Annotated in this window: 27 protein-coding genes; 12 read left to right on the plus strand and 15 right to left on the minus strand. The window is 65.4% G+C overall.

Annotated features, from left to right (window positions below; all coding sequences use genetic code 11):
* Positions 1–30 precede the first annotated feature (30 nt).
* Positions 31–987 (plus strand): IS481 family transposase, encoded by a 957-nt coding sequence (locus ACVIJ6_RS31005; RefSeq protein WP_456775608.1) that lies wholly within the window; start codon positions 31–33, stop codon positions 985–987.
* On the opposite strand, the gene ACVIJ6_RS31010 is transcribed toward ACVIJ6_RS31005, so the two are convergent.
* Positions 952–2352, minus strand: a complete 1401-nt coding sequence (locus ACVIJ6_RS31010; RefSeq protein ID WP_456775816.1) for a HAMP domain-containing protein — start codon at positions 2350–2352, stop codon at positions 952–954. The two genes, ACVIJ6_RS31005 and ACVIJ6_RS31010, sit on opposite strands and share 36 nt — an antisense overlap.
* A gap of 421 nt (positions 2353–2773) precedes the next feature.
* Here ACVIJ6_RS31010 and ACVIJ6_RS31015 point away from each other — a divergent pair, with 421 nt between their 5' ends.
* The 6 genes from ACVIJ6_RS31015 to ACVIJ6_RS31040 all read left to right on the plus strand — a co-directional run bounded on the left by ACVIJ6_RS31015 (position 2774) and on the right by ACVIJ6_RS31040 (position 8713).
* A complete protein-coding gene (locus tag ACVIJ6_RS31015) occupies positions 2774–3451 on the plus strand; it encodes a Crp/Fnr family transcriptional regulator (protein ID WP_456775817.1) in 678 nt (225 codons plus the stop codon).
* 72 nt (positions 3452–3523) lie between these two features.
* Positions 3524–5602 (plus strand): PAS domain S-box protein, encoded by a 2079-nt coding sequence (locus ACVIJ6_RS31020; RefSeq protein WP_456775818.1) that lies wholly within the window; start codon positions 3524–3526, stop codon positions 5600–5602.
* 496 nt (positions 5603–6098) lie between these two features.
* The gene (locus tag ACVIJ6_RS31025; RefSeq protein WP_456775819.1) at positions 6099–6983 is read left to right on the plus strand and encodes a hypothetical protein; all 885 of its coding nucleotides are present in this window, start codon (positions 6099–6101) and stop codon (positions 6981–6983) included.
* Positions 6984–7141: 158 nt separating this feature from the next.
* Positions 7142–7348, plus strand: coding sequence for a hypothetical protein (locus tag ACVIJ6_RS31030; RefSeq protein WP_012044323.1), 207 nt, complete (start codon positions 7142–7144; stop codon positions 7346–7348).
* Between the two features lie 123 nt (positions 7349–7471).
* Complete coding sequence (locus tag ACVIJ6_RS31035; RefSeq protein ID WP_456775820.1) at positions 7472–7879, plus strand: hypothetical protein; 408 nt, start codon at positions 7472–7474, stop codon at positions 7877–7879.
* 156 nt (positions 7880–8035) lie between these two features.
* Complete coding sequence (locus ACVIJ6_RS31040; RefSeq protein ID WP_456775821.1) at positions 8036–8713, plus strand: HAD family hydrolase; 678 nt, start codon at positions 8036–8038, stop codon at positions 8711–8713.
* 113 nt (positions 8714–8826) lie between these two features.
* Here the strand turns inward: ACVIJ6_RS31040 and ACVIJ6_RS31045 are convergent, their stop codons facing one another.
* The 4 genes from ACVIJ6_RS31045 to ACVIJ6_RS31060 form a co-directional block, all read right to left on the minus strand.
* Positions 8827–9663, minus strand: coding sequence for an HD domain-containing protein (locus ACVIJ6_RS31045; RefSeq protein WP_012044326.1), 837 nt, complete (start codon positions 9661–9663; stop codon positions 8827–8829).
* A 170-nt stretch (positions 9664–9833) separates the two neighbouring features.
* Positions 9834–10199 (minus strand): cytochrome C, encoded by a 366-nt coding sequence (locus ACVIJ6_RS31050; RefSeq protein WP_456775822.1) that lies wholly within the window; start codon positions 10197–10199, stop codon positions 9834–9836.
* Positions 10189–11073: a hypothetical protein gene (locus tag ACVIJ6_RS31055; protein WP_456775823.1), complete on the minus strand. Its 885-nt coding sequence runs from the start codon at positions 11071–11073 to the stop codon at positions 10189–10191. The genes ACVIJ6_RS31050 and ACVIJ6_RS31055 overlap by 11 nt, the downstream gene beginning before the upstream one ends.
* Positions 11074–11281: 208 nt before the next feature.
* Positions 11282–11464 carry a hypothetical protein gene (locus tag ACVIJ6_RS31060; RefSeq protein ID WP_456777119.1) on the minus strand — a complete coding sequence of 61 codons (183 nt, stop codon included), beginning with the start codon at positions 11462–11464 and terminating at the stop codon, positions 11282–11284.
* A 219-nt stretch (positions 11465–11683) separates the two neighbouring features.
* On the opposite strand from ACVIJ6_RS31060, the gene ACVIJ6_RS31065 reads away from it, so the two are divergent.
* The 3 genes from ACVIJ6_RS31065 to ACVIJ6_RS31075 all read left to right on the plus strand — a co-directional run bounded on the left by ACVIJ6_RS31065 (position 11684) and on the right by ACVIJ6_RS31075 (position 12712).
* A complete protein-coding gene (locus ACVIJ6_RS31065; protein WP_012044331.1) occupies positions 11684–11917 on the plus strand; it encodes a DUF6894 family protein in 234 nt (77 codons plus the stop codon).
* 13 nt (positions 11918–11930) lie between these two features.
* Entirely contained in the window at positions 11931–12086 is a 156-nt protein-coding gene (locus ACVIJ6_RS31070) for a hypothetical protein (protein ID WP_012044332.1), read from the plus strand.
* Positions 12087–12316: 230 nt separating this feature from the next.
* Positions 12317–12712 (plus strand): hypothetical protein, encoded by a 396-nt coding sequence (locus tag ACVIJ6_RS31075; protein ID WP_456775824.1) that lies wholly within the window; start codon positions 12317–12319, stop codon positions 12710–12712.
* A gap of 35 nt (positions 12713–12747) precedes the next feature.
* Here ACVIJ6_RS31075 and ACVIJ6_RS31080 read toward each other — a convergent pair whose 3' ends face one another.
* The 5 genes from ACVIJ6_RS31080 to ACVIJ6_RS31100 all read right to left on the minus strand — a co-directional run bounded on the left by ACVIJ6_RS31080 (position 12748) and on the right by ACVIJ6_RS31100 (position 19644).
* The gene (locus ACVIJ6_RS31080; protein WP_456775825.1) at positions 12748–13674 is read right to left on the minus strand and encodes a 2-hydroxyacid dehydrogenase; all 927 of its coding nucleotides are present in this window, start codon (positions 13672–13674) and stop codon (positions 12748–12750) included.
* Positions 13675–13681: 7 nt separating this feature from the next.
* Positions 13682–14980: an ArgE/DapE family deacylase gene (locus ACVIJ6_RS31085; RefSeq protein WP_456775826.1), complete on the minus strand. Its 1299-nt coding sequence runs from the start codon at positions 14978–14980 to the stop codon at positions 13682–13684.
* 37 nt (positions 14981–15017) lie between these two features.
* Positions 15018–16295 carry a 4-aminobutyrate--2-oxoglutarate transaminase gene (gene gabT, locus ACVIJ6_RS31090; protein WP_456775827.1) on the minus strand — a complete coding sequence of 426 codons (1278 nt, stop codon included), beginning with the start codon at positions 16293–16295 and terminating at the stop codon, positions 15018–15020.
* Positions 16296–16532: 237 nt separating this feature from the next.
* Complete coding sequence (locus tag ACVIJ6_RS31095) at positions 16533–18557, minus strand: methyl-accepting chemotaxis protein (protein WP_456775828.1); 2025 nt, start codon at positions 18555–18557, stop codon at positions 16533–16535.
* A gap of 199 nt (positions 18558–18756) precedes the next feature.
* A complete protein-coding gene (locus ACVIJ6_RS31100) occupies positions 18757–19644 on the minus strand; it encodes a LysR substrate-binding domain-containing protein (protein ID WP_456775829.1) in 888 nt (295 codons plus the stop codon).
* A 386-nt stretch (positions 19645–20030) separates the two neighbouring features.
* On the opposite strand from ACVIJ6_RS31100, the gene ACVIJ6_RS31105 reads away from it, so the two are divergent.
* Positions 20031–20282: a hypothetical protein gene (locus tag ACVIJ6_RS31105; RefSeq protein ID WP_456775830.1), complete on the plus strand. Its 252-nt coding sequence runs from the start codon at positions 20031–20033 to the stop codon at positions 20280–20282.
* Between the two features lie 59 nt (positions 20283–20341).
* On the opposite strand, the gene ACVIJ6_RS31110 is transcribed toward ACVIJ6_RS31105, so the two are convergent.
* Positions 20342–20932 (minus strand): NADPH-dependent FMN reductase, encoded by a 591-nt coding sequence (locus tag ACVIJ6_RS31110; RefSeq protein WP_456775831.1) that lies wholly within the window; start codon positions 20930–20932, stop codon positions 20342–20344.
* Positions 20933–21068: 136 nt separating this feature from the next.
* Positions 21069–21305, minus strand: coding sequence for a hypothetical protein (locus ACVIJ6_RS31115; protein WP_456775832.1), 237 nt, complete (start codon positions 21303–21305; stop codon positions 21069–21071).
* A 342-nt stretch (positions 21306–21647) separates the two neighbouring features.
* Here ACVIJ6_RS31115 and ACVIJ6_RS31120 point away from each other — a divergent pair, with 342 nt between their 5' ends.
* Positions 21648–22103, plus strand: coding sequence for a hypothetical protein (locus ACVIJ6_RS31120; RefSeq protein WP_456775833.1), 456 nt, complete (start codon positions 21648–21650; stop codon positions 22101–22103).
* 131 nt (positions 22104–22234) lie between these two features.
* Here the strand turns inward: ACVIJ6_RS31120 and ACVIJ6_RS31125 are convergent, their stop codons facing one another.
* Genes ACVIJ6_RS31125 through ACVIJ6_RS31135 form a run of 3 tightly spaced genes read right to left on the minus strand, consistent with a single transcriptional unit; the run spans position 22235 to position 25645 of the window.
* Positions 22235–23431: an acyl-CoA dehydrogenase family protein gene (locus ACVIJ6_RS31125; RefSeq protein ID WP_456775834.1), complete on the minus strand. Its 1197-nt coding sequence runs from the start codon at positions 23429–23431 to the stop codon at positions 22235–22237.
* A 37-nt stretch (positions 23432–23468) separates the two neighbouring features.
* Positions 23469–24245, minus strand: a complete 777-nt coding sequence (locus tag ACVIJ6_RS31130) for an ABC transporter ATP-binding protein (RefSeq protein WP_456775835.1) — start codon at positions 24243–24245, stop codon at positions 23469–23471.
* 56 nt (positions 24246–24301) lie between these two features.
* The gene (locus ACVIJ6_RS31135; RefSeq protein ID WP_456775836.1) at positions 24302–25645 is read right to left on the minus strand and encodes an ABC transporter substrate-binding protein; all 1344 of its coding nucleotides are present in this window, start codon (positions 25643–25645) and stop codon (positions 24302–24304) included.
* Positions 25646–25649 lie beyond the last annotated feature (4 nt).

Raw genomic sequence — 25649 nt, forward strand, 5'->3', positions numbered from 1 at the left:
CGAAGCTTCAGTGTTCCAAGGAGAGACCAGATGGACGTCCACAAGAATGCGCCTATGACACCGAAAGGTCGAGAGGCGATGGTGCGCAGTGTCGTAGACGGTGGGCTGAGCTATGCTGAAGCTGCTTACCAGTACAATACGACGCCGAAGACCGTAGCCAAATGGGTGAGGCGGTTCCGCGAGGAAGGTGTCGAGGGATTGCTCGATCGCTCCTCCAGACCGCACTCATCGCCAGGCCAAACCACTGCTGCCACATGTACCGCTATCGAGGCTTTGCGCCGTCAGCGCCACACCGGCAAGCAGATTGCGGCTGAGGTTAAGGTGTCGCCGGCCACGGTCAGCCGCGTTCTGCGACGGCTGGGGCTGAACCGAATCCGTGATCTGGAGCCGATCGAACCGGTGCGTCGCTATGAGCACGCTGCGCCCGGCGAGATGATCCATATCGATATCAAAAAGCTCGGCCGTTTCGCGCAAAGCGGCCATCGCGTCACCGGTAATCGGAACGGTTATAGTCATTGTCGCGGTCTTGGCTGGGAGTACATGCATGTCTGCATCGATGACCACTCCCGTGTCGCTTTTTCACAGCTCAAGCCGGATCAGACCGCCGAGAGTGCTGTTGCGTTTCTCAAGGCCGCTGTCGCTCACTACAAGAGCTTGGGCGTTACCGTCACCCGCGTCATGACTGACAACGGAGGCTGCTATATCGGCTTCGATTTCGATAAGGCCTGCCGCGATATTGGTCTCAAGCATATCCGCACCAAGCCCTACACGCCCAGAACCAATGGCAAGGCTGAACGCTTTATCCAGACAGCGCTCCGGGAGTGGGCTTATGCACACACCTATCCCACTTCCGATCAGCGCGCCGCGCAACTGCCCATCTGGCTGCACCAGTATAATTGGCACCGGCCTCACGGCGGCATAAACTCCCAGCCGCCTATCAGCAGACTCGGTTTAACCGAGGACAACCTCCTGAGGCTCCACAGCTAGCCGCTCCGACTGTTCGGCTGTCGCGGTCAGCGTACCCGCCGAACTCTCGAGCGCCGTCGACGCCGTCGACACGACCTCCACGATCTCGCTGATGATCGCTTCGAATTCGCGCGTGACGACGTCGACCCGCTGGCCGCGCTGGATCTTGGCTTCCGCTTCGGCGGCGGCCGCACGATCGGCGGCCTTCTTCGCCAGCAGCGCGTCCTTGAAGACCTGGAGCGAACCGGCCAGCGTTCCGATCTCATCCTGGCGATCGTTGGCGGGAATGACGACGTCATCCCGGCCGGCGGCGAGATCGCCGACGACGCCCGTCAATGCCGCGAGCGGCGCGATCACGCGACGGCGCAGCATGAAGGTGACGACGGCGAGCATGCCGAGCAGCGCCAGCACGGCACCGCTTGCCAGCACCAGCTTCAGGCGCGCATCGTCGCGTTCGGCTTCGGCGCGATCGCGTGCCTCGGCCAGCGCCTTGTCGCGAACAGCCAGAAATTTGAGGATCGCAGGAACCACCAGATTGCCCAGCTCGTCGGGCGTCAAGGAATAATTGCCGTTGCTGCGCGAGGCCGCGACCTCCTTCTCGATCAACGGCGCCGACTTGCCGAAATAGGCCTCGACCGCCTCGCCCATGATCTGCACGACCGCGGGAGGATTACCGACCTGATCGATGCTCGACTCGATGCGTTCGCGGTTGGCTTCGACGCGGCCCTGCGCGCGGTCCATGGCAGAGATCTCGGCGGCGGTCAGCGGTCGCTTCGATCCGAGCACCGGCGACAGCATCGCGGCGCGGCCGCCGGCCGTGAGCCGCAGATCCTGCGCCGTGCGCGCCATGCTGAGCAGCGGCGTCAGCGAGGGATCCGCCACCGCCACCCGGCTCTCCAGCCGGTTCAAGAGCGGCTCCATCATCTTCAGGCTATCGGAGATGCCCGGCAGTACGCCTCGGGTCGCGTTCTGATCGCGCGAGCTCAACGGCACCTGAACGGCGCGATCGACGACGGCGCGGACGTCGTTGAGCCTGGCCATCCCCTTTGCCAATCCGTCGATGATCGGCTGACTATCGGAGATCGCCTCGATCGCGTTGCGCGCCTTCGCAAAAGCCGCATCGGCCTGCTGCCCGGATTTCGCGATCGCGTCCAGCTGCGCCGGATTGGCAACGGGCTCCTGGAACAGCGTGGTGGCATAGGGCGTGCGGAACCCGGCGATCGCCTGCCCGGTCAGCAGCACGGCCCCGAAGGCGTCCACCGACCTGATCGCCTCGGTCTTGCTCGCATAAGCGCGATACTCAGACACGACGATCTCGCCCCCGAGCACGCAGGCGAGGCCCGCGACTGAGAGCATCGAGACAGTGAACAGCTGACCGACCCGCATGATGCATCCCTAATTGCTTGATCCGTTCACCCTAGACAGTGGCACACTAAGGCACGCTTAATCAGCCGCCCTGCCGGTAGGCGTCGCATCAAGCGCAGCATGAATACCCGTAGGATTACGGTTGTTCGGCTTGCGACATGGGTCGTCCCATCGGCCGATCAGACCGCTTTTGCCCTCCGTGCCGCCGCAGCAAGGCGGATGCCCCGGGGCGATGGAACCGATTATGATGGACGGTGCGGAAGTGTCGGAATGGGAACCGGCGCAACCATGGCGCTCCAGCGACTAATGAGGTACCATACTAACATAAGTTATTGAATGCGCACCGCCTGGAACCCCTATAAGCGACACGGGGGAACCGATATTGAGCCACTTGGTTCGCAAACTTGAGAATTTCGTCCGGCTCTCTGCAGCGGACCGCCTGATGCTCAATCGCGCGGCCGCGCAGCGCATCAGGACGTTTGCGCCGCGTACCGACATTGCGCGTGAAGGCGAGAAACCGAAGGACGTTCACCTGATCCTGAACGGCTGGGCCTGCCGTTACAAGCAGCTCGAGGACGGTCGCCGCCAGATCGTATCATTCTTCCTGCCGGGCGACATTTGCGACCTCAACATCTTCATCCTGCGCGAGATGGACCATTCGATCGGCACCATCACGCAGGTCTCGATTGCCGACCTGTCACGCGAGTTCTTCGACGAGATCAGCACGGGGTATCCGCGCGTCGCGACCGCCTTCTGGTGGGAGACCCTTGTCAACGCGGCGATCCAACGCGAATGGACCATGAACCTCGGACAGCGGACCGCGTCGGAGCGCATGGCGCATCTGCTGTGCGAACTGTTCTTCCGGCTGCGACTCGCTGGCCTCGCCGAAGACAACAGCTGCAATTTCCCCCTGACCCAGGCCGATCTCGCCGAAGCCACAGGTCTCTCGAAGGTCCATGTCAATCGAACGCTCCAGGAGCTGCGTGCCAACAATCTGATCGTGCTCAAGGGCAAGATGCTGGTGTTGCCGGATCTCGAGCGCCTGATGAGCGCCGGCCTGTTCAATGCCAATTACTTGCATTTGGACCGCGAAGGACGTCAGCTCGACGCCAATGATTGAGGCACCGTCTGTGGTCGCGCGCGCGGATTGCGCTATGCTGGCCAGCTCGGGCGCACGGCCGGGGAAGCGGCAATGGTTGAGCAGCGTGACGGCGACTTCGCGTTTGAACAGGAGGTGGTCCAGCGCCTTGGCCTGATGCCCAACCTATTCCGTCCCCGGCCATCGGCGCCGGAGACCGCCCCCACGCTGTGGCAATTCGCGAAAAGCTCCTATCTCGACGCGCCATTGCCGGCGCTGTTCAAGGAACGTCTCGCCGTCCACCTGTCGCGCCTCGGTTGCGCCCGCTATTGCGTGGCCCGTCATTTCGGCTTTCTGGTCGGGCTGGGTCATCCCGGCGGCGATCCCACGGTCCGGCCGGAGACGGTTGATCGCGCCCGCCAGTTGCTTATGCGTCCGATTGCAGATTCGGGTCGCGTCGCGGCCGCGCTGGACCGGATGGGAGCAGTGTCCGAGCTGACGGAGCTTCCTGCCCCTTTCAGCGCGGCAGAGGCTGATCTGTTCGATGCCGCCGGCGCACTGTTGCTGCAGACCGAAATGGCCGAGCGGGCGCGGCTCACGCTCAGAAAGACGCTGGGCGATCGCAGGCTGGAGCTGCTGGCCGCCTTTCTCGCCTATCTGCGCATGGCGCATTTCTGGGCCGTCGCCCACCCCGACATCGCGCTGGACCCGGATGTGCTGAGCTTGATGCGATCCGATCCCGATCTGGCGGCGCGGCTGAGCTGCACGGACGCGAAGAAGGGCTGCGATCCCGACATGGCCGGGCATCCCGGGCCGGCGGAGCATATCGTCTCCAGCGCGCACCGGCTGCAGCGGCTGCAGGAGATCGACTCGGTCGGCGTGCTCTTCTTCGATCATGCCGAGGGCAGGCTGATCGACGCCAATGACGCCTTTCTTACCATGACCGGCTATTCGCGCGAGGAGGTGCGCGGTGGACAGCTGACCTGGCAGAGCATGACACCTCCGGAGTGGCAGGCCAGTTCCGCGGCCCAGATTGATCTGTTGCAGCGGACCGGCCGGATCGGTCCCTATGAGAAGGAATATTTCCGCAAGAACGGCGAACGCACCTGGATGATGTTCGCCGGCCGCGACCTCGGCGACGGTACCCTGGTCGAGTTGGCGATGAATATCGACGATCGCAAGCGCACCGAAGCCGCGCTGCGCGAGAGCGAGGCGCGCTTCCGCCAGTTCGGCGCGGCATCGTCCGACGTGGTGTGGATCCGCGATGCCGCGACCATGCAATGGGAATATCTCAGCCCCGCGTTCGAGACAATCTATGGCGTTCCGCGCGAGGCCGTGCTGCAAGGTGACCATCTCGCGCAGTGGACCGAGCTGATGCTGCCGGAGGACCGCCCCCGCGTCCTGGAGGGCCTCGCCCGCGCCCGTCAGGGCGAACGCGACAGCTTCGATTTTCGCATCATCAGGCGCAGCGATGGCAGCCTGCGCTGGCTCCGCATCCGCAGCTTTCCGATGATCGACGAGACCGGGCGGGTGCAGCGAATCGGCGGCATCACCCAGGACATCACCGCGCTCGTATCAGGGACCGAGCACCAGAAATTGCTGCTGGCGGAGTTGCAGCGTCGGGTTCGCAACATGCTGGCGGTGATCCGATCGATCATCCGGCGTACCGGAGACAGCAGCGACAATGTCGAGGATTTTGCCAGCCATCTCGAGGGCCGCATCACGGCGCTTTCCCGCGTTCAGGCCGCCATCACGCGCGATCCATTCGCGGGCTTCGACCTTGCCCAACTGATTGCCGACGAGCTGCGCGCCGGCGCAGCGCGTGAGGACGAACAGTTTTCACTGGCCGGCCCACCTTTGCGAATCAGGGCCAAGGCTGCCGAAAGCATCGGCCTCGCCGTGCATGAGCTCGTGACCAACGCGCTGAAATTCGGCGCTCTGACCATGCCGCGAGGCTTCATCAGCATCGAATGGCGGCTCGACGGCAGCGAGGACAGCGGCTGGATCGTCCTGGACTGGAGCGAGACCGGCATGTCGGGCCGCCCCATCGCCGCGCAGCGCCAGGGCTTTGGAACTGTCCTGCTCGAACAGATGCTGCCCTATGATGTCGGGGCCCGCGTGACCAGGCGATTCGAGCCGAGCGGCCTGCGTTGCGAGATCCGGCTGCCGGCGCGGGACATCCTCAAGCGTTGACGTCCGATGCAGTTAGCGGAGGCAGAAATGGCCGGCCAAAACGATCTTCAACGGCCGGAAATACCATCCGCATAGCATTGAGCGCTTATTGGGAGTAAGCTGCAGCTGCGGCCGCAGGGATAGTCCCGCGGGTCCCGCAAGCGTCATGCGTTCGCCTTGGTTTGGGCGGATAGATTGGGAACGTGCGATAAGATATCGGAACTCGCCGACCGCGAGAATGAGGGAACGCAATGGCGCGTTCCAAGCGCGCGGCGCAAGTGCCAGCCGAGATCTTGAGCCCAGTTTTTTGGCTCGAATCTCGTGCCGGGTCCTACTCTGGGTGATGCGTGACTGCCGTGCGCGCGCACGATGCAGGAGTACGCGGTGCATGAGTACGATGATAACCGGTTTTCAAGTTCCATGCTGGATGCGGCCTGCTCGGTCGCGCGTCGCCTCACCAAGGGCATGGAGCTGAGCCCCGCCGTCAGAGCGGACGATAACGGAGGACGGAGCGTCAATGCTTGCAACGACGACCACGAAAGACGGCGATGCGCAGCCCCATGCTGTGATCGACCCTGAGATCGTACTGGCAGCGCGCGCAGATCGTGTCACCGCAGAGCCGGACCGCCGGCCGCTGCCGCGAGCCGCAGAGATGTCGCCGCCCAAGATCGATCCCGAATCGCGACCGGCTGCGCCAGAGGCCGCGTCGTCCGGCGGCCGCAGCAGCGTCGGAACCTGGCTGGTGCGCACCGTCCTTGTCGTGCTGTTTGGCGTCTGCAGCGCCGTGGCCGCGGCCGCGTGGCAGACCTATGGAGATCAGGCCCAGGAGCTGGTTGCGCACTGGATGCCGCGCATCTCGCTGATGTCGAATGCGGACCGGGACGGATCGGCTCCTGCGGCCGCATCGCTGTCGCACGAGACCACGACGGCGACGGCTACTGCTGCGCCGCAGGCGCAGGAGCCGGCGGCGAATGCCGCCGCCGCGACGGTCACATCGGAGCAGGTTCAGATGCTCCAATCGATGGCCCGCGACATCGCCGCTCTGAGCCAGCAGGTCAACGAGCTCAAAGCCGGTATCGCGCAGCTGAAGGCCGGCCAGGACCAGGTGGCGCGGGACGTGGCGCGCGCGGCCGAGGCCAAGCCGACCGAGCGGACCGCGGAAGCGCGGGCGTTCGATCCGCGCGCCATCGAGCAGACGCTGCGGCCCCGGCCCGCGCCGCGGCCCGCCACGGCCGCCGTAGCGCCGCCGCCGGGCGCCGCTGCCGTCCCGCACCGTCCGCGCCCCGCGACCGCTGCAGTCCCCCCGCCGCCAGCGCCGATGGCCCTGCAATCGGCACCGCCGCCGCAGGGGACGACCGATCCCGATCAGCCGGTGGTGCGTCCGCCGATGCCGGTCCGCTAATGGAAATCAGGCCGCGTCCTAGAAGTGGAATGACCGGCTGACATCTCGTCAGGCTTGTCGCGCTGGCGCTTTCCGAGCTATGGAACCGCGCTGAGAGGCGCGGGAATGTGCGATCCGAAGCCAGCAGACGACGCACAAGCACCATTGGCGAGGGATTCATGAGCCTAACCGATCCGACCATCCTGTCCACGTCCGAGCTCGCAGATCGCATCGCGATCCTGCGCGACAACATCCGCCAGATCACCGAGCAGGCGGCAGCGCGCTCAGGAGCCGCGGACGAGGAGCGCAACGCGGAGCGCCTGGCGCAACAGAGCGACGAGCTGGAATTGCTGCTCAAGGAGCAGGAGCGCCGCCTCGGCAAATAGCGGGGAGGCGCCGGCCGCGGCCGGATCGCGAGATCAAATCGCGATTGCTGCACTGCGCTCATCATTGCCGCCGCCGCGCCCAGCCGCTAGCCTCCCGGGAAACAAACGGGAGGATCCGAGCATATGCGACACGGTCTGCGTTACACCTTGCTGCGTTACACCTTGGCCATTGCGGCGCTGTTGATGGGAGCGGCGTCAGCCAACGCCGAGCCGCGCCAAATGTATACCATGATGGTGCTGGAAGCGTTTGCAACCAAGATCGAATGCCCGGGCATCGACGTCGTCTATCAGGACCTGGTCCAGAAGGCCCAGGAGATGCACATGCCCGATGGGACCACCGAAAAGGTCCGCAACGCCATCGCCTATATGCATACCGGCGGAAAGATGGGCCAGAAGCAGGATGACGACGTGATGGCCGAAGTGGCCATCGCCACACAGGCCATCGACATGGATCAGCGCCGCCTGGGCATGACGAATTGGTGCGAGGAGCACAAGAAGACCCTGGCCGGCTTCATCCGCACCAAGGGCTGATTGACGGCGACCAATGCCGACGAGGACAGGCGGCGCGTCTCCGGCCCCATGGGCCGGGCGCGTACGCTGAATGAGGCCGGGCAGGACCCCGAATGGCCGCCCGCGCGTGGTCTTGCAATCGCGACGCTTGCACCAGCCCGGCGCTGAGGTCCACCCATGCACATTGAAACCGCCTTTCTCTTCGACCTCGACGGCACGCTCGTCGATAGCGTCTATCAGCATGTACTGGCCTGGAAGAGCGCGCTCGATGCCGAGAACATCGAACTCTCGGTCTGGCGCATCCACCGCAAGATCGGCATGAGCGGTGGCCTGTTCACCAACCAGTTGCTGCGCGAGACCGGCTTTGCGATGGAGCCGGAGCGGATCGAACGTCTCCGGATCGCGCACGCGGCGGCCTATCAAGCGCTGGGACGGCAGGTGCGTCCCCTGCCCGGCGCGCGTGAACTGCTCGGCTTCCTGACCGATGCGGGCATCCCCTGGGCGATCGCAACCAGCGGCCGCATGGAAACCGCCGCCGTCAACCTCGCAGCGCTCGGCGTCGACCCCAAAGCGAGCCCGGTGGTGACGCGCGACGAGGTCCGCTACGCCAAACCCGACCCTGACCTGTTCCTCGCCGCGGCTGCCCGTCTCGATGTGCCGATCGAGCGCACGATCGTCATCGGCGACAGCATCTGGGACATGCTGGCCGCGACGCGCTGCCGCGGCGCGCTCGGCGTCGGCCTGTTGAGCGGCGGCTATGGCTCTGAAGAGCTGCGCCAGTCCGGAGCCATTCGAGTCTATGAGGATCCCGCCGATCTGCTCGGCCATATCGACGAGGTCGGCGGCCGGCGCTAGAGCATGATCCGGAAAAGTGGACACCGGTTTTCCGAAAAGATCATGCTCAAACAACGAGGAAAGATCATGATGCGTTCCGTGGAAACGCTTCGTGATCTAGCCGCGACGCCTGCTCAGGTCTGCGGCCCCGACAGCGAGATGTCGCGCTCGGCGCGAAACACATTCGCATAGAGATTGGCGATCCACTGCCGGCCAGTGGACGTCATGTTGAGATAACGGATTTCGGTCTGGATGTGCGGCGCGACGCTGTTCCAATAGAACTGCGGGTAGCGATGGACGATGTCGGCCGGCGAATCGTAGCCGAGCTGGCGGTTGATGCCGACCTCCTCGAACTCGTGGTACAGCGCATTGGCCTTGCGGATGTAGTTGGGATCGCCGAGCTGCCCGATGAGATCGGCGGCACGGACGATCGACTGCTCTTCGTCGAATTGCTGGCCGGCGAGCGGCGGAAAGCGCGTGCCTTCGATGGCGCGGGCGATGCGATCCTTGTCGAGTGGCGCCATGCCCTCGATGCGGTTGATCACGTAGAGCTTCGAGCGGTCGACATGATAGGCCATCAGGCTGGCATCCGAGGAACCGCGCGGCAGGCAGATCTTGCGGCCCGCCGGATCGACCACAAACCCGTCCGCATCGTCCTCGCGAAACAGGCCACGCACATAGCCGATGTCGTGCAGCAGGCATGCCATGATCACGTGAACGTAGTCGTCGGCCGTCATGTGGCTGTGCAGCGCGCGGCCGCGCAGGATCTCGTGTCCCGCCAGCGTGACCAGAAGCGTGTGCTCGACATTGTGATAGAGCGCATCGCTGTTGCCGATGCATTCCAGCGCAATTCGGGCCGCAGCCGGAAGGAATTCGGACAGCTGGGTCTGAGAGGATCCGAAACGGCGACGCATGTAAGAGCTGAGGAACTGCTCCAGCGCCGCTGCCGCGAGCTCCGGTAAGGTCATCATCGCTACCGCCCCGCCTCGGCCGGTCCGTGCACCAGGATGGGAGGCGTGAGCATCATCCGTATTCGCTTGCGTTTCGTTTGGCCGGTTTTGGCCCGTTCAGCATAGCCCAGGTTGCAGATGTCGGCCATACCCGGATCGCGTTGCCCGGAAAACTGCGGACGTTCGGGCGGCTAGCGGCCCCGGACCGGCAACGGCGGACGGGGCGCCCGCCCTTCGCGACGGCCGGGATGGACAGGCTTGGCGGCGCGCGCGGGCCGGTGACCGGGGGACTCATCGACCGACTGCAGATAGGCACTCAGCGCCGCCGCCTGGTCCGAACTGGTCGTGTAATGCTTCTGCAGGAACAGATAGAGCGTCAGACGGAAACGCCCCTTGGCGAGACCGAGTGCCGAGCGGTGGCAGCTGGCGCAACTGTCCGCAAACAGGCGCGGCGCGGACTTTCCAGCATCGAGGTTTTCGGCGCGCGCCGCGCTGATGCCAATCAGCAGCAGCGCCGCCGCCAACGCCAGCCGCAAGCTGCCGAACTCAGGCCACATCCGCTTGCGGCGTCTCCTCGGCCTGCATGCCGAGCGCATCGAGGTCAATCAGCGCCGGATCATCCGGCATCGGCTCGCTCTGCTGCTGTCCGCTGCCATGGACATGCATCAGCGTCTGCACCCGACGCGCATTCAGATAGTCGACATGCTGATGCGCCAGCGCCGACGGCAACAGCGCCTTGGGGAGCGCGGTCATGGTGAAGGCGGCGACACGCTTCACCTCCTCTCCCTCGCGCCATGTCAGCGGATTGAGTGTGTAGATCATCTGCCGGTCCGTCTCCGGCGGCGGCAGCTGCGCGGCCTCCGGTGGCGCCAGCAGCGCGACATTGATGTTGCCGGCCCGCGTGCGCGAGGCCGCTGTGCGTAGTTCCCAGCAGATCAGCTCGGCGGCCGAGAGCACCTCGCGACGGATATCGTCGACATCGGCGGCGAAGCGGCTGGCCTCATTCAACACCGCACGGCCGCGCGTGACGGCATCCACCAGCGCTGCCGCACCGATCTCGAACCGCGGCACCGCCTGCTCGATTGCGGCGGCCACCGCCTCGATCTCATTGGCGGCGCGGTCGCGGTCGCGCTGGGCCACCGCCTCCGACAGACCGCGCTCGGCGAGAATGATCTGCTCGTCGCATTCCGCGACGGCGGTCCGCAATGTCTTGGCCTTGAGTTCGACCGACTGCATCTTGGCCTCGGCGCGATCGAGCTGGCCATTGCTCGCGCCGGCCTTTGCGAGCCGCTCGGCGGCCACGCGCTTTTCTTCCAGCGCCTGTTCGGCGCTGCGCAGCCGCTCCGTCAGCCTCTGGCGCGCGGCCTGTTTGTCCCTCAAGGCGCGCTCGAAGATCTCGACGGGGCTGAGCTCACGCTTGAAAAAGACCATGGCGACAATCCTTGGACAATCTTGAGGCGAAAAGCGCGCCGACGCCTCGGCCGCCGCGGCGAATCGACGGCCGAATCATGTTGACCGAGTCATGCGGGGAAATTGGGTCGGAAACCAGGATGAGATGGCTCGCATCGCGCGCTCGACCAGCGCCGACAGCGGACACGCTGGCCGGATCCGGTCCCCCCGCAGGGTTAGCAAAGCCTTATCAGCTCTGATGCGGGCCGCGCATCATCCTGATCGCATCGGCGATGTGGCGCCACTCGCGCGCCTCTTCGGGAGAGCCCCCGTTTTCGCAGGACAGCGCCTTTTGCGCGGCCTGCGCAATCGCGGCCGCACCGTGCATCTCGAGCATCTGCCTGGCGATCGCATGAATCTGAGTTTCGGACATCATGCGGTGCTCCTGTTGCACTGGAATCCCGCATTAACCGCAATGCGAGCCTAGGGTTCCTTCGGAGGCTGCCTTGTGTGACTCTGGTCACCGCAGAAGCGGTTCCAAAAGGCAACACTGCGCCCGTAATTTACCTTACGTGCTCAATCGTAATTCCGTGTGCAGCTCTCCGCTGCTAACTCTCAGCAAGATTCGGCGATGGTGGCTGAGGAGCCAGACATGACGCAGGTCTTCTTTCACTGCTCCAATGACGATGAGATCCTCATCGATCGGCGCGGAACCGCGGTTCTCGATCTTGCTGAGGCCCGCGATCACGCGACCCGCGTGATGAACGCACTGATTTCAGCCGAGAGCGAGGAGGACTGGCGGGACTGGGTTCTGCATGTCGCAGACGATCTCGACGAAGAGATCTTCGCCGTCCCGTTCTCGTCCATTCTTGGTCGCATGCATTGAGTTCGAGGCTCAGATGTTGTTCCGTGGACCCCGTCGTCTGGCTGCACTGCGCGATCGCTGGAAGACTCTCCTCGCGCTGATCGGCGACCCCTACCGGCCCGAACGCCACTACATGCGCGGCCCCGGGCCGAAATGGCGCGCCAAGCATGGCGCCAGAAGCGTGGCATAGACCTGGAACAGGATGCGTTCCAGAGCTGCGCGCCATGATCTTGTCCCTTCCCTGACGATGATGCTTTCGAAAAGCCGGCGTGCATCCGGCCGGATCCTGCGCCGCTGAAGCCGCAGGGTGCGATGCGCCGATGACACGCATGTCCGGCGATCGCCAGCGTGGATCCCAGCCGCATTCTTCTCGCCACATTTGTCCGCCATTTCGGCAGCGCTGAGACGAAGGGACATCGCATGACCAGAATGTTGGCCACAACGGCGCTTGCACTCACCTTGCTGACATCGGTCACCCTGACAGCGGCGCGGGCGGACGAGCATCGCGGCGGCGATGCCGCGCTGGGCGCCCTCTCCGGCGCCGTGGTCTTCGGCCCGGTGGGCGCCGTCGCCGGCGCCGTGGTCGGCTACACCGCTGGGCCTTCGATCGCGCGCTCCTGGGGCTTCCGCCGGTCGCGCGCGGCCCGCGCGCAACAGGTTCGGCGTCCGGTCAGGGAGAGCCAGGCGGCCATGACCGACGCTCAGCAGCCGCCGCTCGCAGCACCGCGCAACGCGCCGCCACAGCCGATGACTGCTGCGGCCGCGCCCCCGGCCCCGCGCGGCCCAGTCGCACCGCCGGTGCAGACGCTCGAATAGGCCAGGCCACGGGAGGCTGCTCAGCGGCCCGCAGCTCAGTAGCCTCGCACGCGATCGACGACATTCAGGAGCGGCTCGCCGCGCAGCAGCCGCTTGGCATTGTCCGCCACCTGCTGCGCAATCACCTCCCAGGAGGCGATCGCCGCCATATGCGGCGTCACCAGCACACCGGGCTCGCGCCATAGCGGGTGCTCGGCCGGCAACGGTTCCTGCTCGAACACGTCGAGCACCGCGCCGCGCAGATGCCCATTGCGAAGCAGGCCCACCAGATCATCCAGCACCAGATGCTCACCGCGGCTGCACAGGATCAGCGCCGCCCCTCTTGGCAGCCGGCTCAGACGTTCCGCGTTGAGCAGGCCAACGGTTGAGGGCGTCAGCGGCAGCAGCGAGACCAGGATCTCCGTTTCGCTCAGGAATGCGTCGAGCGCACCCGCCCCGCTATAGGTCTGAACACCCGCCAGCCGCTTCGGAGAGCGCGACCAGGCGCTGACGGTGAAGCCGAGCTCGACGAGACGAACTGCCGCCGCAGTCCCGAGCTCGCCCAGTCCGAGAATCCCTACTCGGCGATTCCGCGCCGCGCGCTGATCGTAGCGACACCACAGCCCATCACGCGCGTTGCTGATCATCCGATCGAAGTCGCGATGAAAGTAGAGCGCTCCCCACAGCACGAATTCCGTCATCGCCGACGTGATGCCGGGATCGACGATCCGGCACAGCGGGAGATCAGGCAAGGTCGGGTCCGACAGGATGTTGTCGACGCCGGCGGCGATCGCATGGATCAGCTTCAGCTTCGGCATCGCCGCGAGCGCACCGGCTTCGGGCTTCCAGCATACCGCGATATCGGCATCGCGCGCCGCCGGCTCGGGCCACGACGCGACGGTCACACCTGGCAATTCGCGCTCAAGCAGCGGCTTCATCGGATCCATGAGGCCGGGACGGCTCAGAAGTGCAACGCGGATCATGCGGTCGTCACGCGGTCCGCAGCCCGCACCATTGCGCAACGAACATCGCAATCGAGAGCGTCGTCTTGCGCACGCTGTCGAGATCGACGCGCTCATCGAACGCATGCGGGCCGATGCCGTAAGGTCCGTAGCACAGCGCCGGAATGCCGTAGTCGACCGCGTAATAGCGCGTGTCGTTGACGGCCGTGGACAGCCGCACATCCAGCGGCGTCTCGAAGACGCGCGCATGCACCTCGGCCAGCGCGGCCTCGGCGGCGCTGCCAGGCTCGCACACCGCCGGATCGGCCTGGAAGCCGCTCCACACCAGCTCGACCGGATTCTCCGACAGAAAGCTGTCGGCGGCTTGCGCTGCGGCGAGACACTGCTCGATTCCCGCCATGGCCTGCGCCGGTGTCTCACCGGGCAGCACGCCGAGCCGGCAATCGAGGTCGCACCAGGCCGGCGTCGAGCTCGCCCAATCGCCGCCCTTGATGATGCCGACATTGAACTTGATCGGATCCTTCACCGCGGCGAACCAGGCATTCGACTTGGCCCGCGCGTTGATCTCCTTGGTATGCTCCTGGAAGGCACGGATCAGATGCATCGCCGACAGGATCGCATTGGTGCCGGTCTCCGCATAAGCGACGTGCACCGGTGTACCGCGCACGCGCAGGCGGAACCAGATTGCGCCGACTTGGGCGCGCGTCAGCGTGTGGCCGGTCGGCTCCGGGATCAGGCAGGCATCGGCGGTGTAGCCGCGCATCAAGGTCGACAGTGCACCATTGCCGGTGCTCTCCTCCTCGGTCACCGTCTCCAGGTGAATGCGTCCGTCCGGCACGAAGCCGGCTGTCTGGATGGCATCGAGGGCGAAGATCATCGCCGACACGCCGGCCTTCATGTCCTGCGCGCCGCGCCCGATCATCCAGCCGTCACGTACGATCGCCTCATAGGGCGGATCATTCCAGAGATCGGTCGGCCCCTCCGGCACGACGTCGATATGACCCTGCAGGATCAGGCTGCGCCCCTTGCCCGCGCTGTCGAGCGTCGCCACCACCTGCTTGGATCCATCCAGCACGATGCTGTCCATCGGCGCCGCCTTGGGATGGCGCATCAAGTCGACATCGGCGAGGCTGAAGCGTTCGACCTCGTAGCCGCGCGTCTCGAACTCGCCGGCCAGCCAGTCCTGCACCGGCGCTTCCGCGCCGCGCAGGCTGCGAAATTGCACGAGCTGCTGCAGGAAGGCGACCTGCTTCGCGAAGTTCGCATCGACCGCGGCGGCAAGCCGCTCCATCACGTCATTCGGCACTGCCGCCACACTCTCAGTCACGCCAACCTCCAGCCTCATCTCTCACCCTGGCCGCTGATCAGGCGGCCAGACACTTCTCCAGGATCGCGAGCCCTTCGTCGACGATCTCGTCCGACGCGGTGAGCGGCACCAGGATTCGGATCGTGCTGGCCGTCACGCCGCAAGACAACAGGATCAGGCCATTCTCGTGCGCCACGCGGGTCACGCGCTTGGTCATCTCCGCATCCGGCTCGTGGCTGCCGCGCTGCTTCAGAATATCGAATGCAATCATCGCGCCAGGACCGCGCGGCTCGGAAATCGGAACCAGTGTATTGGCGCGCGAAAACTTGCTGATGGCAGCGCGGAGCTTGGCACCGATCGCGTTGGCGCGGTCCAACAGCTTGTCCTGCTCGAAGACGTCGAGCACGGCGAGCGCAGCCGCGCAGGCCAGTGGATTGCCGCCATAGGTTCCGCCCAGCCCGCCCGGCTCAGCGGCTTCCATGATCGCGGCGCGGCCGATCACGCCCGACAGCGGCATGCCGCCGGCGAGGCTCTTGGCCACGCAGATCACGTCCGGCTGCACGTCATAGTGCTCCATCGCGAACATCTTGCCGGTCCGGCCGAAGCCGGTCTGCACCTCGTCCGCGATCAGCACGATGCCATGGGTGTCACAAAGCCGGCGCAGGCCGCGCATCAGCTCCGGCGGCGCCTGATGGAAGCCCCCCTCGCCCTGCACCGGCTCGATGATGATCGCAGCGACCTGCGAGGCGTCGATGTCGGCTTTGAAGATGAAGTTGATATAAGACAACGTATCCTCGACCGAGACGCCGCTGCCGGCGACCGGAAAAGGCGCATGCCAGATTCCGGGCAAAGGTGGCCCGAAGTGCTTCTTGTAGGGCATCACCTTGCCGGTCATGGCATTGGCCAGCGCGGTGCGGCCGTGAAAGGCGCCGGTGAAGGCGATGATGCCGCTGCGGCCGGTGGCGGCCCGCGCGATCTTGATGGCGTTTTCGGTCGCCTCCGCGCCGGTCGTCAGCAGGATCGACTTGGCCGGGCCAGAGATCGGCGCGATCGCGTTGAGCCGCTCCGTCAACCGCACATAGGGCTCGTATTGCAGCACCTGGAAGCAGGTGTGGGTGAAACGGTCGAGCTGGGCGCGGATGGCCGCCACCACATGCGGATGACAATGGCCAGTGTTCAGCACCGCGATGCCACCGGCGAAATCGACGTAACGCTTGCCTTCGACGTCCCAGACCTCGCTGTTGAGCGCCCGGTCGGCAAACAGTGGCGTCGCATAGCTCACGCCCCTGACGACGGCCTGGTGTCGTCGTGCCAGCAGTTCCTCGTTCGCGCCCATGGCTCAGCTCCTTGCAAAACTAGCTGAGCCACACGCTAAGGCGCTGGCGTTCGGGAACAATCAGCTTGTTCCGCGCGACAGGTGACTTTTATGCACCGAAGGCGAGGCATGAAAATGCGCCACACCCCACCTTGAGGCCCGGCTGCCGCGGTTCGGCGCGCCGTCCCGGCGGCCGGCACCAGGTTCTTCGGAGAATGGTCTTCGGCGGAGCGCGTCGTCAGCAAGCGTCCGGCGCGATCAGCCGATCCGCTTCAACTTGTCGATTTCGCCCATCACCCCAGCCAGCTCGGCGCTCCTCTTGCGCACGAACCCCTCGAGCTCGGCAAGAACGCCGGTGATGGTCTCGAGCTTGGTGAACATCTGCTCGATCTGGGTGACGATCCCGCTATAGCCTTCGCCCGCTTGCACCAGCTGTCCGCGGGTCTCCTGGATGTTCGTGCCCAGCGACGCCAGCGAGTTCTCCATCCCGCCGATCGAGGCATGCGTCCGCGACAGGCTGGAACGGGTGTCCTGCGCGAGCTTCTTGACCTCGCTCGCCACCACCGAGAAGCCGCGTCCGGCCTCGCCGGCGCGGGCGGATTCGATGGTGGCGTTCAGAGCCAGCAGGTTGGTCTGCCCGGCAATCGTGTCGATGATCTTGAGGATGTCGCGCAGGCCGTTCATCGCCTGGGTCAGGCCGGAATACTCGTCGGCAAGCGCAGTGGTGTCCGTGGCCTTGATGGCTGAATCAGCGCTGGTCAGGATCACCGAATGGATGTCCTTGACGATTGTGTTGACGGCGGCGGTCTGCCGCAACGCGTTCTCCACCTTCTCGCTCAGCATCGCGCTGGTGCCGAGATATTCGGTCAGGCGAGCGACGATTCCGTCCTTGATCCGGTTCAGCAGGATCATGCGGTTGAGATGGCTGCGCGTGAAGTAGCTGGCGAAATTGGCGTAGTGGACCGGAAACATGTCCGCGAAGGGATCGCGCAGCTGCTGGCTGCGCGTGTCGAAGAACACCACGGCGGTCAGCGTCTGATTGATGTTGATGCCGAACAGCTCGCCGAAGGTCGAAAACCCCGCCGCGGGCATCGGCCATAGGCCGGACATGTTGCGCAGCGCACCCTCATTATTGAGACGCCGCAGGATAAAGTCGTTGAGCACGGCACCGATCGCCGGGGGCTTGCCCTGGAGGAAGGCTTGGAGGTCCTTCCGCGTCTGCTCCACGAAATCCGTCGCCTCCAGAAGCTCGAGGCGATCGCCGGAATTCACGTCGCAGAAGAAGGAAATGACGCCCGTCTCAGCGTTGATGTCCGCGACCGACCGGACGAAGAGATCGGCGCCCACCTCGATCCCGAACGAGTAGCGCTGCATCTTCGACATGACCCCGGCCGGCGTCGTCTTCAGCGCGTCCGCCACGGCGTTGGCGAAGGGCCTGATCTCGTTGGTGCGCTCGTCGAGCACGCCGGAGGCGGTGCGCCGGTGCGGATCGGCGCCCATCACCACGAAGGACTGACCCGTCTTCTTGAAGTTCTGGCTCTTGAACAGGCTGAAGCCGCGGCCGGGAGCCATCTTCATGAAGATCATGAGCGCGTGGTTCTCGATGGCGCGGCTGCCATCGAACAGATAGGTGTTCTTGAAGTCGAGCTTGCCGCCGGCGGAGCCGCCGACAAAGGCGCACGGGAACTTGCCGGCCCTGTACACCGCCTCCATGACATAATTCTCGCTCGCCGAGACGCCATCCACCAGGGTGAAGGCGAGCGTGTCACGCACGTCGATGCCGAACGGCGTGCGAATCGACGACAGCGAACGAACGATCGCCTCGATGCGCGCATCATGCGGCAGCGACGGCGCGCCCTTACGAGTGTCCTCATTCTGCAATGGAATCGCGTGGACGCTCACCGCCCGGAAAAGATCGGCCGGAAACACCTGGACCACCACCGACGACCAGCGGTTTTCGGTCGGCTTGTAGAGCGTCGCGGGCGATGCTGCGCACAGCTCTCCGGCCGTCGAGACTGCGATGACGGTCGTCGCACCGGCCAGCCTGCGGAGCTCGGAGGTGATCCTTGCGAAATCAAGATGCGGCGAGACGAAAGCGAATGCCAGCGGTGACGCTGCGCCGTCGAACTTGAAGCTGTCGGCCGAGACGCCGTCGAGCCGGTCATCCGTATCGATGACGCGGATCAGTTGAGCCTCGCGCAATTCCGGCGTCTCGGGGCCAGAGGCTTGAGCGATCACGGGCTGAGACGGCGGTTGTGAGTTCTTCGAGAACAGCGACAGCATCGGCCCGGCCTGATAACATCATCAATGATGAGTTAGTTAGACTTGGCCAATTTCGATTTGGTATAGGATGTGAATCCTGCGGTCGCCGCGGCGTGAATTCCGCACCCGTACGACTACTGGCTCAGCAGGGAATGATTCTCATTGTCACACGCTGCTCTTGTCACGCGCGTGACCGCTCCGATCGGCAGAGTGGCGATCGCTATTGCGCAAGCACCTTCTTGAGCCAGGCGCGCAGCGCGACGATGGCCGGTTCGTCCCAGCGCTCCCGGAGGGCGATGAGCTGATAGGCGCCCATATGGACCGCCGACGGCAGCACCTCGACCAGCGCGCCGCTGCGCACGTCATCCGCGACCAGCACGTCGTTGGCGAGGGCAACGCCCTGGCCGAAGCGCGCCGCCTCGATCGCCAGATGCGCATGCCATAGCCGCTGTCCGCGCAAGGTGAGGGGCTCGTGCAGTCCGGCCAGCTTGAACCAGCGCTCCCACTGCTCAGTGGACTCTTCGTGGATGAGAGAGGCCCTGGCGAGTGCGCCGAGCGAGGTGAGCGCCGGGAACCGGGCCAGGAAGGCCGGGCTCGCGACCGGGAACACCCGGGGGCGGACGAGCTCCTCGGCCAGCATGCCGCTCTTGGCCGCGGGCATGTCGGCATAGACGATCTCGGCATCGGCCTCGCCGCGCTCGAGATCGGGGTGCGACAAGGTCGGCTGCAGGTTGATGTCCCAGTTGCGCGGCGGCCCGGTGAGCTCGGGCAGCCTGAGCAGCAGCCGGCGGTTGGCGAGGCCGGGAATGCACCAGATGTTCAGGGTGGGCCGCGACGCGGGGCGGACCTGCGTGGTGGCGCGGGCAATGATGTCGAATGCCTGGCTGACCTCGGCATGCAGCGTGCGGCCGGCATTGGTCAGGGCAATGCCGCGGCCTTCCGCGCGGACCAGCGCGACGCCGAGGCTGCGCTGCAGGTTCTGCAGATGGCGCGAGACGACGGTATGGCTGACGGCGAGCTCGTCACCGGCGGCGCGCACGCTGCCTTTGCGGCCCACCGCCTCGAAGGCACGCAATGCGATGAGAGAGGGCAATCGAGGTCGCGTCATACTCGCACAGTCGTCAGCCTGCGCGATCACTCCCCACCCGCCGGTCAGCAAGCCGCCAGGAATTACCCACGCGGCTGCTGTTGGGACGACATCAGCCGTTCGGCCAACACGTCATCCGATGACCGCATGCGCCGCTCCATCGGAGCGCCGCATCGCGACCATGAGGGCGCTTCCGCGCGTTGGGCAGCTCTTAACGCCGGGCGCGGCGCAGCGCCAGCCCACATCCTGCCACACTCCCCCGGGGCGGCCGGGCTTCGACAACCACCGTTAACAGCGAGGTCCGCGTCGCCGGTGATCCTGAGCGTGGCGGGACCGACAGCGCAATTTGCCTCAATGTTTCCACAATCCGGCTCTGAATCTGCAGTGCTTCGAGCAGGAGAACCCCCATGCGGATCACCCCCGTGATCTTCGTCGGTTCGCTGGCCGCCCTCGTCGCGACGGCCGCACCCGCACTGGCGAAGAATTCCCAAATACCTAAGCCTGACGATCAGGCCCCCTCCTCCGTCCCATGCCGGGCCTATCAGCAGGCTCCCGACGGAACCTGGAACGAGCTGCCTTGTCAGGGCCAAGGGCAGCCGGCAAGCGCACCGCGCAGGCAGCAGTCGGTCACCAACACGCCGGGCAGCGCGGCGCGCTAACAAATGCAACAAAAAGCCGGAGCGCGGCGCGCTCCGGCACATGATCGATCAGCACGGGCTCAATAAGGCGGCGCCTTGCGCGCGCGCTGCTCCCGGCCTGCCTCGACCCACCACAACAGGTCGTCGGCAAAGCGCGGAAACGCCCGCGCCAGTGATTGGCCGGCCTCGCCGGTCGGCTTGCCCTCCGCCGACAGCGCCTGCGCGATGGGGCCGACCGCGAGCGTGCTCGACACCACCACCATGCCCATCTCCGACAAGGTGCCGTGCCAGGCGGTTGCGGCGCGCGCGCCCGACAGCCGGCCGGCCGAGTAGCTCGCGATTGCGACGGGCCGCCAGAACCACTCCTCGAGAAAATGGTCGGTCAGGTTCTTCAGCCCCGGCTGCATGCCCCAATTATATTCGCCGGTCACGAACACGAAGCCGTCGGCGGCGCGGATCTTGGCTGCGAGCGCGGCCATGGCCTCCGGCGCGTCGCCCGGCTTGTACTCCTTGAACATGCGGTCAAGCATCGGCAGGCCGACCGCCTTGGCATCGATCAGCTCGACGTCTTGCCCCTTGTCACGCAGGCCATCCACGACGAACTGCGCCAGCCGGATCCCCATCCGGTCGGCGCGGTACGAGCCATAGAAGACGAGGATACGGAAGCTCATGGCGGGTCACCTCCTGGCCGAATGATCCGTGCCAGTCTACCACGCCAACGGTCACCCGGTGATGCCGAGACGGCCGCGGGTCGGTCGCGTTGCCGACCGGCGGCGCGTCTCTTCCGAGGTAGAAGCCGGCGAGGCCCTACCGAGTCACCGTCGCCGCGGCGGAGCGCTCGGTGGGCCGGCCGAACACACTGCGGCAGCCATCGCTGAGGCTGGCGCGTTGCTTGACCATGCAGGCGATGATGCGGTCGCGATCAGGAATTTCCGACGAGCAGAGACGGAAGACGTCGCCGGTGCACAGCCGCCGCTGATCGTCCTCGGTAAAGGCATGGCCCGCGCGCGGAGCTGCCATCATCGCCAGCGCGAGCCCTGCCATTGCCACATTGAAGTTTCGCATCCTGAGCCGATGAGCTCGCATCGATGTCCCCGATTTGCCCGCTGTTTGCCCTGATCACCCGCTGCCCGCGCTTGTCCGCGAAGCAGTTGCCGCCGCAGAATCAAATCATGACAGGTCGAGACGCGCCTTCAATAAGCGCTGTAGTCCCTGCACCACTATTTTGCCGGCTGTTGCATCTGCGACTCCCTTCAGCGTTGGGAACCCACGCGGCGCCGCCAAATTGTCATTAGCCGAACGCAATCCGGCCCAGCCGCACCCACACTCTCGCGGCGTAGTAGTGGCGCACCGGGACCGTCGTCCCGGCATCGCGGGAGCAGGATCATGGCGTACACGATGATCGCGGAGCGGGAGCACCACAAGATCCGCAAGCAGCGCGAAAGCGCGCTGATCGTGCTGGCGAACGCGCAGGTCATGGAGGCCGAAGGCTGGAAGGTCGTCATCACCGACGAGGACGGCAACAGCCAGCCGCTCGCCGAGTTCGAGGCCAGCATCTCGCAAAAATTCGCATCCTGGTACAAGCCGAAGTGCCAGCCGCCGCTGCCGACGACGGTACCCGCACCGAACGTGTTCGCACTGCCGCAGGCTGGCGATAGCGAGGCCGAAGCGATCGTGGCCGCCGAGCTCGCCGCCGAGGAGGTCGAGACCGCGACGGCCGAGGTCGATCAAGTCCCCGCGATCGCCGAGGACGATTTCGAAACCGCCGATGACGCCAATGCGGCGCCAGTCGAGGCCGCCGAGCACAAGGACAGCACGGTCGAGGCCGAGCTGGCCAGCTAGTGCACAATTCAAAAGGCTCGGAAGCGGCTTTCTGAAAACATCAGCCGCGAACAAAAGATAAGATCATGATGCGGTGCCGTGGAGCCGCATCATGATGGGCTGCTGCGGCCGCGCCGCAGCAGCCGTGAGCGTCACTCGCCGCCCTCATAGAACAGTTCGAGCGGCAGCCCGACCTGGGCCTTGCCGATCCAGTCCCGCGCGATGATGTTGGACGGCCCCATCGCGATCGCGGCGCGTGCATCGCGGAAGGCACGCTCGATCGGCCCGCGATGGTAGCCATAGCCGCCGGTCACGGTCAGCGCCGTCGACGCCACCTTGTTGGCCACCTCGGCCGCATGAACCTTGAACTCGGTCAGCGGGATCAGGATCTCGCTCTGCGGCCGGCCGGCGCGCCAGAGCTCGTCGAGCTTGTGCGCGAGCTCGATGCGCCAGGGGCGCAGGCTCTCGACCAGCACCTTGGCGGCGCCGAGCTCCTGCCGGATCGCCTGGTAATCCGACAGGCTCTTGTTGCGGTCCTTGTGCACGAAGCCGGTCGTGTGCGCGACCGCGGCATTGAGCACGCCGCGCGCGAGCCCCTCCCAGACCGCGCCGAGGCCGATCAGATAGACCGGCGAAACGCCGTCATAGATGATCTCCTTGCCCTGCCCCTCCGCGCCGAGCCGGTCGCGCTTGGGCACATGGACGTTCTTGTAGCTGATGCCGCCGGAATGGTTGGCGCGCACGCCGAGCGCCTCCCACGGCCGTGACTGGATACCCTCGGCCTTGCCATCGACGATGAAGAAGATGATGTCGGCCTGGTCCTTGGCGCCGGGGGTGCGGGTTTGCGCGACATAGAAGTCGGCTTGGCCCGAGCTGGTCGTGAACGATTTGTCGGCGTTGAGCCGGTAATCCTCGCCGTCGCGCGAGGCCTCGGACAGATTGTACCACCAGTGCCCGCCGGTGGCGCGCTCGCTGGTCGAGTACGTTCCGAGCAGCCGGCCATTGTCGGCCTTCAGCCAGCGCTCCTTCTGATCGTCGGTGCCGAACAGATTGATGGTCTGGGCGGCCCCGACATGCATGACATAGACGAGGCCGGTCGAGGCGTCGGCCTGGCCGATGCGGTAGGCGGCTTCCGCAAAGTCGACATGGCCGAGCCCGAGCCCGCCGAAGCGCGGATCATTGAGCACGCCGGTCCAGCCGGCCTCGGCAAGGGCCAACAGGTTCTCGCGGGGAAAGCGGCCCTCGCGGTCGTTGCGATCGGCGTTGGCCTTGATGACGTCGGCGACGATGGCGTCAAGTTGACTGTAAGGGCCTTCCTCGATCTTGCGTGCGGCAGTGCTGGTTGCCATGCGGGTCTCCTCTTAGTGTCAGTCAGGTTGGTGTCAGTCAGGCCACGGCCTGGGTGGAATTCGTCGGCGCGGTCGCGCCGCCGAGATAGAGATGCTTGATGTCGGGGCGCTGTCGGAGCTCGCGCGCGGCGCCCGTGAGCACGCTTCGGCCGCTCTCCAGGACGATGGCACGATCGGCGAACCGCAGCGCCACAGTCGAATTCTGCTCGGCGACCAGGATCGAGAGCCCCTCCTCGCCATTCAGCCGCTTGAGTGCGCGGAAGATGCCTTCGACCACCAGCGGCGCGAGCCCCATCGAGGGCTCGTCGAGCACCAGCAGCCGGGGGCGCGACATCAGCGCGCGGCCGATCGCGGTCATCTGCTGCTCGCCGCCAGAGGTCAGCCCGGCCACCGACCGGCGATGCCGGGTAAGCTGCGGGAACAGCGCATAGATGCGCTCCAGATCGGCGCTGATCTCGCCACGCCGGGCATCGCGCCCGACCGCACCGGTGATCAGGTTCTCCTCGACGCTCAGCGATGCAAAACAATGCCGGCCTTCGAGCACCGGCACGAGCCCGGCGCGCACCAGCTGCGCGGCCGACGACGAGGACACGTCGCGGCCGTCGTAAGTGATATGTCCGCGGGTGATCTGACCGCGCCGCGCCGGCAGCAGCGCCGACACCGCCTGCAGCGTGGTCGACTTGCCGGCGCCATTGGCGCCGAGCACCGCGACGATCTCGCCGGCAGCAACAGAAAACGACACGTCGCTGACCGCGCGGATCGCCTGGTCATAGGTCGCGGCCAGATGCTCGACCGACAGCAGCACGTCGCTCATGATCTCATAATCCCCGGGTGAAGGGCGCGGGAGACCGGCTCCCGCGCCTGATGACGTTACTGACCGACAGGGTCATCCCCGGAGGTGCGGATCTTGATGCCGCGCTCCTGGGCATAGGCGGTCGACGACTTCTCGATGATCGGGCGCAGCGCCGCCCAGTCCGGCGAGATCCAGTCGGAGACGACCTTCCACTTGGCGCCATCCCATTGCTGGAAGGTCACGCGGCCATTGCCCTCGTGATTGTCCCAGGTGACGTTGATCGAGTGGAACAGCCCCCTGGCGCCGAGCGCCTCGACGCGGGCGGGATCGAGAGCGAGATGCTCGAAGCCCCAGCGCACCTCGTCGCCCGTGAGCGTCCGTTTGCCGAACTTCTCCTGCGCGATCCGGACCGCCTCGACATTGAGGATGCCGTTCACGATGCCGAGATTGTGGTAGACGCTGCCGATCCGCTTCTTGTCGTCGAGATTGCCCTTGCCGGCGCCGTAGACGGTCTTGATCACCTCCTGCAGCACCGGATATTCGGCACCGGAGGCCTGGGTGGTGATCGCAACATAGCCCTTGGCGGCGTCGCCGGCCGGGATCACGTCCTCCTCGGAGTTGGACCAGACATTGCCGATGATGTGGTCGACGGGGAAGCCGACCTTCTGCGCTGTCTTCAGCGCCACCGGATTCATCACGCCCCAGCCGCGCAGCACGACGTAGTCGGCCTTGGCGCGGCGGATCGACAGCCACTGCGACTGCTGCTCATTGCCGGGATGCGGCACCTCGATCTGCTCGAGCTCGAAGCCATATTTGTCCGCGAGCAGCTTGTAGATCGGGATCGTCTCCTTGCCGTAGGGCGAGCCGTGATAGAGCACGACGATCTTCTTGCCCTTGAGCTTCTCGGACCCACCCTCGCGCGTCGCGATGTAGTTCACGATGCCCGAGGTCTCGCTGTAGGGATTGAGCAGCAGCGGGAACACGTAAGGGAACACGCGGCCATCCGTGGAGTCAGTGCGGCCGTGGTTGATGGTGATCAGCGGCACCTTGTCCTTGCTGATACGGTCGATCATCGCATAGGCGATGCCGACGGAGAGTGGATTCCAGGCCGCCACACCCGGCCGGCCCTTCAGCCGCTCATAGACTTCGACGCCGCGCTCGACCTCGTACTGCGTCTCGCCCTCGTCCCAGGTCAGCTTGACGCCATTGACGCCGCCGTCACGAATATTGATCAAATTCAGATAGTCGATGAAACCGCCGAAGAAGCCGGTGCCGCCAGCCGCATAGGGACCGACCCGATAGCTCTGCAGCGGAAAGAACTGCTCGTCGGCTTTTGCCGGCAGGCTGGTTGCAAGCCCGAGTGCAAGCGCCGCCGCCAATGATAGCTTCAAGGCCAGCTTCGCATGTCGGAACGTCGTCATCATG

The sequence above is a fragment of the Bradyrhizobium sp. USDA 4369 genome, from assembly GCF_054056435.1.